The sequence below is a fragment of the Candidatus Pantoea bituminis genome (assembly GCF_018842675.1).
Classification (GTDB): domain Bacteria; phylum Pseudomonadota; class Gammaproteobacteria; order Enterobacterales; family Enterobacteriaceae; genus Pantoea; species Pantoea phytostimulans.
This window is the reverse complement of record NZ_JAGTWO010000004.1, coordinates 4,000,332-4,008,183: the sequence shown is the minus strand read 5'-3', so window position 1 is coordinate 4,008,183 and position 7,852 is coordinate 4,000,332. Positions and strand designations below refer to the sequence as shown.

The following is a 7,852-nucleotide window of genomic DNA, read 5'->3' as shown; positions in this document are numbered from 1 at the left end:
CTTCCGGGCTGACAAGTGCTAATTTCAATTAATTTTCTGACTGCTGTTTTTTTCAACTCAAACGCGTTAAACCGCTAGTTTTTCAAGCAAAGGGAAGCCATATCGTTGTAGAACGGGCGATAATTGCACCGCCTCGCTGTCCATTTGCGTACAAAATGCTGCATTTTCTTGGGAAGAACGTACCACGGGTGCTTCATGCTCCAGCAACCAAGCCGTTCTACGTGCGATAGCAGCACCAGAATCAATAAGACGTGTTCCTTCTGGTAATACTTGCTGAAGCTCTTCACGCAATAAAGGAAAGTGCGTACATCCCAACACAACCGTATCTGGCGGTTCAGACATTCTTAGCCAAGGCTGAACAATATGTCGCACCTCGTCTAAAGATACTTCATCACCATGCAGCTTCGCTTCAGCCAACTCCACCAGCTCCGCCGACCCCAACATTTCGATTTTGCATGAGGTCGCAAATTGCTGCACCAACTCATGTGTATAAGGACGGCGTACTGTCGCTCGCGTAGCCAGTAAGCCCACCACACCATTACGCGTTAAACGCGCCGCCGGTTTAATTGCTGGCACGACGCCAACAACCGGAAAGGCAAAACGCTCACGTAACGCCGGTAGGGAGATGGTACTCGCTGTATTGCAGGCGATGATCACTAAAGAAAGAGGATATCGCTGAGTGATCGCTTCGACGATAGCAACGACACGTTCAATAATGAACGTTTCAGTTTTCTCGCCATAAGGAAAGCCCGCATTGTCGAAGGCGTAGAGATAATGAAGATCCGGCAAAAGCTGCCGAACCTCATCATAGACGGAAAGCCCACCGACGCCAGAGTCAAATACCAGCACGGTGGGACGCAGATTAGAAGCTGTAGCTCCCGTTGAGGTAATACTCTCGTCCTGGAGTTTGATAGCCATACGCTGTCTCGTAGTCTTTATCGAACAGATTGGCAATTCTACCACGAACGGTGAGATGCGAAGTGACCGGATACGACACAGCAAGATCTACTGTGCTGTAGCTTGATAGACGACGCTGCACATTTGCATATTCACTGGTGTTATTGTCATAACGCTTACCGAAGTATTGGTATATGACATCAACATCGAAATCATACACTGTCGCACCTAACTGATATTTTGCCTGCTCACGAGCGCGTCGAGCCAGTGTTTCACCGTCTGAATCACGACGTGCATCAAGGTAGCCCAACGTAATTTGATGGTGAACAAAACTGGTATCAAAATCTGCTGTCGCCTCAATCCCTTTCAGCGTCGCAGCTTTTACATTGTAATAACCGCCCTCATAAGTAACAGGATCGCTGGCATAATCAATCAGGTCATTGATCTGATTATGATATGCAGCAACGCGCCAATTAACTGGGCCTGTCAGACCTTCAAGTCCAGCTTCCCATTGCTTCGATTTTTCAGGGGTCAACTCTGGGTTTGAACTGATACCAAAGCGTTTTTGCCCGTAGAGTTGACCAAGCGTAGGTGCCTGGAAGCCTGTACCATAAGACAGGGTAGCTTTATAACCAGGAACAAATTCCCATCCGGCTGCAGTTTGCCAGGTGCCATGACGGCCATAATCTTCGTTGTCGTCTCCGCGCACAGAGCCTTCAAGCGTTACCGTACCCAACTGCTGCTGAGCAGTAACGTAAGCACCGGTATTATCTTGTTTATAGCTATCCGACTCACGTGGCGCACCTGAATAAAGCTGCCCAGTCGATACCAGCTTCTGTTGCTGCCAGTCCAGCCCGGCGCTAACCGTTCCATGCCCAACCGCTAAGGTATTACCCCACTGAAGATTTCGCTGCTCCATATCATCCAAACTGTTGGAGTCGGCGTAGCGGCCATCAATGCTGGCATAGTTATAGCTTTTGTACTTTTGGTAACTGGCGGAGAGTTGCGATGAGAAGTCGTCTTTATTAAAGCGTAGGCCCGTGTCAAACGAGTGATTATAAATCTGCTGCTCATCCTGGCCGCCACTATAATTCGCATCGTAATCCGAATTTGCCGAATAACCATAGCCACGAACAAAGCCAGAAAACATGTCATTGAACTGATGTTCCACACCCGCCCAAAACGCTTTATTACGCCAACCATCGCGATCGCGATCAATAGAATAGCCAGAATCCGGTTGAACGTTGTAGCCGTTTGTTCCCTGATAGGAACCGGCAACCGTGATACGTGTGCTATCAGTAATATTCTGATTCACGCTGCCGCTGTATTCTTGATATTGCTTAGACCCCAAGCCAGCTGAAAGGGTGTTTTGATTATCTGGATTTTGCGTAATAACGTTGACGACACCGCCAATAGCATCGGCACCATATACTGCTGAGCGCGGGCCTCGGATAAACTCAATACGTTGAATAATAGAAATTGGGATCTGATTAAAATCAGAGACACCGGTAATCCCCGGCTTTGCAATCGGAACGCCGTCAATCAGCACCAGCGTATGACGAGCTTCAGAACCGCGTACATACATAGAAGCGCTTTGCCCAATGCCACCACTTTGCGCAATATCTACGCCCGGCAAGCGACGCATCACCTCGACAAGGTTCTTAGATTGCCACTGCTCAATTTCTTCACGCGTTACTACGGTGGTTGAAGCCAGTACCGAAGATACCGGCTGTGCAAAACGGTTTGCGGTCACAATTTGCGTATCATCATTCTCCTGAGCGAAACCGTTTTGCGCCCAGAGAGAAATCGCCGTTGCACTGAAGGCGAACAGCGATGCTGTAGTTTTATTCATTTTTAATAGCATCCAAAAGACCAAGCAGGATGCCGCAGGCATACAATCAATAGCACGCGATGATCGTACGAGTTGCGACGTCACACCGGCAGGTCTTCGGGCTGGGAACCATAAATGGTGAAGACTTCCCATCCCTCAGGACAGTGTCTGCAAATGCAATCACCACGACATTCCTTACCGCTGCGCGTCGGCTCCAGATTTCCACTGGATTCCCTATTAACTCAGGTTGAGGCCGGCGCACGCAGTCTACGGAGTGGCGATACGGAAGTCCAGACTTCCAAACATCTTATCAGCACAACACTGGACAACAGATATTGAATGCCTACAATCGCCCGGCAAGTTTGCTATTAACCAGGATTGATCATGACGCCCGAACATCTCCCCATTGAAGAATATGACGCGCAACTGGCGGAAAAAGTCAGCCGTTTAACCACGATGATGACGCCTTTTGCTGCGCCCGAAGTGGAGGTGTTCCGTTCGCCGGTCAGCCACTATCGCATGCGCGCAGAATTTCGCTTGTGGCACGATGGTGATGACATCTATCACATCATCTTCGATCAACAGACGCGCGAACGTATCCGTGTCGATCAGTTTCCGGCGGCCAGCGAATTAATCAATCTGGTCATGCCAAAAATGATCGCCGCGATCCGTGACAATCGTACGCTTCGCCACAAGCTGTTTCAGATCGATTACCTGTCGACAATGAGTCATCAGATCGTGATTTCACTGCTTTACCATCGCAAGCTGGATGATGTCTGGCAGCAGGCGGCAAGCGAACTCCGCGATCAATTGCGCGCAGAAGGTATTGATGTTCAGCTCATTGGCCGCGCAACCAAAACCAAAATTTGCCTCGACCACGATTACGTTGATGAGCGCTTGCCGGTCGCAGGCCGCGAACTCATCTACCGTCAGGTTGAAAATAGCTTCACCCAACCCAACGCGGCGATGAATATTCAAATGCTGGAATGGGCGCTGGATGTCACAAAAGAATCGCAAGGCGATTTGCTGGAACTTTACTGCGGCAACGGCAACTTCTCGCTGGCGCTGGCGCGCAATTTCCGTCGGGTGCTAGCCACTGAGATAGCTAAACCCTCTGTAGCCTCTGCGCAATTCAATATTGCGGCCAACCAGATTGACAACGTGCAGATCATTCGCATGGCGGCGGAAGAATTTACGCAGGCGATGAACGGTGTACGCAGTTTTAATCGTCTGGAAGGTATCGATCTGAAAAGCTATGAATGCGAGACAATTTTTGTCGATCCGCCGCGCAGCGGATTAGATGATGAAACAGTGAAGATGGTGCAGGCTTATCCGCGCATCCTTTATATATCCTGTAATCCGCAAACGCTGAGCGACAATCTGCACATTTTGGCGCAAACCCATGTTGTTACGCGTTTAGCGCTGTTTGACCAGTTTCCCTATACCCATCATATGGAATGCGGCGTGCTGCTCACGCGCAAAGCCTAAAAAAACGGGAACCGCTGGGTTCCCGCTTTTACTTTTACTGATTGCGCTTCCGCTTGATACGCGTGGCAATCCAGAACACCAGCGCGACCATCAAAATAGTCGGGATAAAGTTCGATCCCATATCAGGATATTCAGCCCGTACTAATGCGCTGTAAACCAAAATTCCCAACAGAAAAAACGCGGCCGCTAAGCCGGGCATGCCATCCGGCATATTGCAGTTCAGATAGCGCTGATGCAAACACCACGCCGCTAAACCCAACGCAATAATGGGAAATATAGAGAACGGCACAAAAGCGCTGAACAGCACCGAAAACGAGCCGTTAATCGCTAAACCGGTAATAAAAGCCAATAACAGTGTGCCTTTATCGCGGGAAACCTGTTGGGTCATGGCATTATCCTTGTTTGATTACTCTTCAGTTTTATCCAATGTGACCGCCAGACGTTCTTGCTCACGGCGGTACCAGTAATAGGCGCCTTTAGCGATCATGCGTAATTGCAGCACCAGGCGATCTTCCAGCTTGCTGCGCTGATCGGCATCGATATCCAGCGCTTCCGCGCCCGCACTAAATACAATGGTGACCATTGCTTCAGCCTGGGCTTCAGTAAAGCTGCGCGGCATGCGATTTTCGACCTCAAGATAATCAGCCAGTTCAGCGATAAAATGCTGAATTTCGCGCGCAACCGCAGCACGGAAAGCGGCAGAAGTGCCAGAACGTTCGCGCAATAACAGGCGGAATGCATTGGGGTTGTTCCCGATAAACTCCATAAAGGTGGCGACCGAGGTTTTAATGATGCTGCCGCCTTTGGCAATGCGCTGTCGCGCCTGGCGCATCAGCTGACGTAGCATTAATCCGCTTTCATCAACCATGGTTAAACCGAGTTCATCGACATCTTTAAAGTGGCGATAAAAGGAGGTCGGCGCAATGCCGGCTTCGCGGGCAACCTCACGCAAACTCAAACTGGTAAAACTGCGTTCGGCGCTGAGCTGACTGAAGGCTGCTTCAATCAGTGTACGTCGTGTACGTTCTTTCTGTTGCGCTCTGACGCCCATTCTATCGGCCTTTTGCGGTGTTGAATGGGCACTATAACAAAATTTTCAGCGTACATGAGCGCAAACTTTGTGAACGGCTGTGAACCTCACTCTTTGTCAAACTGCGTTGAAAATCGCTGTTAGAATTCAGATGTGCGCGGCGAGATGTTAGAATCCCGTTGTAAAAATGTATAAATAATAGGACGTATTGGTATGCAAAAGTCTTACGATTACGATGCCATTGTGATTGGCTCAGGACCCGGCGGTGAAGGTGCGGCGATGGGGCTAGTGAAGCAAGGTGCGCGCATCGCGGTGATCGAACGCTACCACAACATCGGCGGCGGTTGTACGCACTGGGGCACCATCCCCTCAAAAGCGCTTCGTCATGCAGTGAGTCGCATTATCGAGTTCAACCAAAACCCGCTCTACAGTGATCAGACCCGACTTCTTCGCTCCTCCTTTGCTGATATTCTTAACCACACCGAAAGCGTCATCAGCCAGCAAACGGCCATGCGCCAAGGCTTTTACGAACGTAATCGTTGTGAACTTTACCAAGGCGATGCACAGTTTGTTGATGCCAACACCATTGAAATCGAACAGCCTGACGGTTCACGCGAGCGTTTGACCGCAGAAAAATTTGTCATTGCCTGCGGTTCCCGACCTTATCACCCAACAGACGTCGATTTTACCCATCCTCGCGTTTATGATTCCGATTCCATCCTCAACCTACACCACGAACCTGGCCACGTGATTATTTATGGTGCCGGTGTCATTGGCTGCGAATACGCGTCAATTTTTCGGGGTCTTAACGTCAAGGTTGATCTGATCAACACCCGCGATCGTCTGCTGGCCTTTCTGGATCAGGAGATGTCAGATTCATTGTCTTATCACTTCTGGAACAGCGGTGTGGTGATTCGTCACAACGAAGAGTTTGAGAAAATTGAAGGCGTAAGCGATGGCGTAATCATGCATTTGAAATCAGGTAAAAAGGTGAAAGCCGATTGCCTGCTTTACGCAAATGGACGTACCGGGAACACCGATTCGCTGGCACTGGAAAACGTTGGACTGGAAGCCGATGGCCGCGGTCTGCTGAAAGTGAACAGCATGTATCAAACTGCGCAACCGCATATTTATGCGGTCGGTGACGTTATTGGTTATCCAAGTCTTGCGTCTGCTGCTTACGATCAGGGCCGCATTGCGGCACAAGCACTGATCAAAGGAGAAGCCTCAGCGCACTTGATTGAAGATATCCCAACCGGAATCTACACCATTCCTGAAATCAGTTCTGTGGGTAAAACCGAGCAGCAGCTGACAGCGATGAAAGTGCCTTATGAAGTCGGTCGTGCGCAGTTTAAGCATCTGGCGCGTGCACAGATCGTTGGCATGAATGTGGGAAGCCTGAAGATTTTGTTCCACCGCGAGACCAAAGAAATTCTCGGCATTCACTGCTTTGGTGAGCGTGCCGCCGAGATTATTCACATTGGTCAGGCGATCATGGAGCAGAAAAACGGTGGCAACACGATTGAGTATTTCGTGAATACCACCTTCAACTACCCCACCATGGCTGAGGCCTATCGCGTCGCCGCGTTAAATGGCTTAAACCGCCTGTTTTAACGTGGTATCGAAATAGCCTTGCATGTGAGTGCGAATAGCCTCTGCCAGCTGTTCATAACGGCTGCGCAGAGGTGAACCCGGACGGTATACCAGCGCAATCGTGCGCTGAGGCACCGGCTTGTAACAAGGCAAATAACAGACGCCATCACGAATACGTTCATTTGGCACAGCCAGCGCAGGTAACAGCGTAATACCGCTGCCGGCTGCTACCATATTGCGCAGCGTTTCGAGGCTGGTCGCACGGAAATGGGTATCTTCATCAGCGCCCGCTTCAAAGCAGAAACCCATCGCCTGATCGCGTAAGCAATGACCATCTTCCAGCATCAGCAGCTTCTCACCAGCCAGATCGGACATCGGAACGCGATCACGATCGTGCCACGGATGATCCTGATAAACTGCCAGCTTCATTGGCTCATCAAACAGCGGCACCTCAATAAAGGCTTCGCTCTCTTTCACCAATGCCAGAATAGCGCAATCAAGTTTGCCGCTGTCGAGCTGGGCCAACAGCTGCTGGGTTTGCGCTTCATGCAGATACATCTCTAGCTTCGGAAACGTTTTATGCAGCATAGGAATAACTTGCGGCAACAAATAGGGGCCGGTGGTTGGAATCAGTCCAATATGCAATGGACCTGACATCGCTTCACCCTGCTGGCTCGCCATCTCTTTCAGCACTTTAACTTCACGCAGCACGGTACGAGCCTGATCCACCAGCAACAAACCAGCCTGAGTGAATAAGACCTTACGGCTGGTACGCTCAAGCAGCATTACGCCCAGTTCATCTTCTAACTTACGAATCTGTCCGCTTAGCGTCGGCTGACTAACATGACATGCATCCGCAGCACGGCGGAAATGACGGTGCTCAGCAAGCGAAACCAGGTATTCCAAATCACGAATATTCATTGTTACCCTCCAAACCACGATAGCCCGTGGCGATAGATAGAATAGCAATGAACGATTAGCCCTATCAAGCTGCGATGGGAATAATGCACCCA

Annotated in this window: 7 protein-coding genes and 1 riboswitch; of the genes, 2 read left to right on the top strand and 5 right to left on the bottom strand. The window is 50.0% G+C overall.

Annotated elements, in window-relative coordinates:
* Positions 1-66 precede the first annotated feature (66 nt).
* Together murI and btuB are read right to left on the bottom strand one after the other, a co-directional pair.
* A complete protein-coding gene (gene murI / locus KQP84_RS22520; RefSeq protein WP_215848198.1) occupies positions 67-918 on the bottom strand; it encodes a glutamate racemase in 852 nt (283 codons plus the stop codon).
* The gene (btuB, locus tag KQP84_RS22515; RefSeq protein ID WP_215848197.1) at positions 863-2,749 is read right to left on the bottom strand and encodes a TonB-dependent vitamin B12 receptor BtuB; all 1,887 of its coding nucleotides are present in this window, start codon (positions 2,747-2,749) and stop codon (positions 863-865) included. The genes murI and btuB overlap by 56 nt, the downstream gene beginning before the upstream one ends.
* Positions 2,750-2,819: 70 nt before the next feature.
* Positions 2,820-3,000, bottom strand: a riboswitch (cobalamin riboswitch).
* A gap of 112 nt (positions 3,001-3,112) precedes the next feature.
* On the opposite strand from btuB, the gene trmA reads away from it, so the two are divergent.
* Entirely contained in the window at positions 3,113-4,216 is a 1,104-nt protein-coding gene (gene trmA, locus KQP84_RS22510; RefSeq protein WP_215848196.1) for a tRNA (uridine(54)-C5)-methyltransferase TrmA, read from the top strand.
* A gap of 34 nt (positions 4,217-4,250) precedes the next feature.
* Here the strand turns inward: trmA and KQP84_RS22505 are convergent, their stop codons facing one another.
* Both KQP84_RS22505 and fabR read right to left on the bottom strand, forming a co-directional pair.
* Complete coding sequence (locus tag KQP84_RS22505) at positions 4,251-4,604, bottom strand: YijD family membrane protein (RefSeq protein WP_215848195.1); 354 nt, start codon at positions 4,602-4,604, stop codon at positions 4,251-4,253.
* 18 nt (positions 4,605-4,622) lie between these two features.
* Complete coding sequence (gene fabR / locus KQP84_RS22500) at positions 4,623-5,267, bottom strand: HTH-type transcriptional repressor FabR (RefSeq protein ID WP_215848194.1); 645 nt, start codon at positions 5,265-5,267, stop codon at positions 4,623-4,625.
* A gap of 192 nt (positions 5,268-5,459) precedes the next feature.
* Here fabR and sthA point away from each other — a divergent pair, with 192 nt between their 5' ends.
* Positions 5,460-6,860, top strand: coding sequence for a Si-specific NAD(P)(+) transhydrogenase (gene sthA / locus KQP84_RS22495; RefSeq protein ID WP_215848193.1), 1,401 nt, complete (start codon positions 5,460-5,462; stop codon positions 6,858-6,860).
* Here sthA and oxyR read toward each other — a convergent pair.
* The gene (gene oxyR / locus KQP84_RS22490; protein ID WP_215848192.1) at positions 6,843-7,760 is read right to left on the bottom strand and encodes a DNA-binding transcriptional regulator OxyR; all 918 of its coding nucleotides are present in this window, start codon (positions 7,758-7,760) and stop codon (positions 6,843-6,845) included. The genes sthA and oxyR overlap by 18 nt on opposite strands.
* Positions 7,761-7,852: the final 92 nt, after the last annotated feature.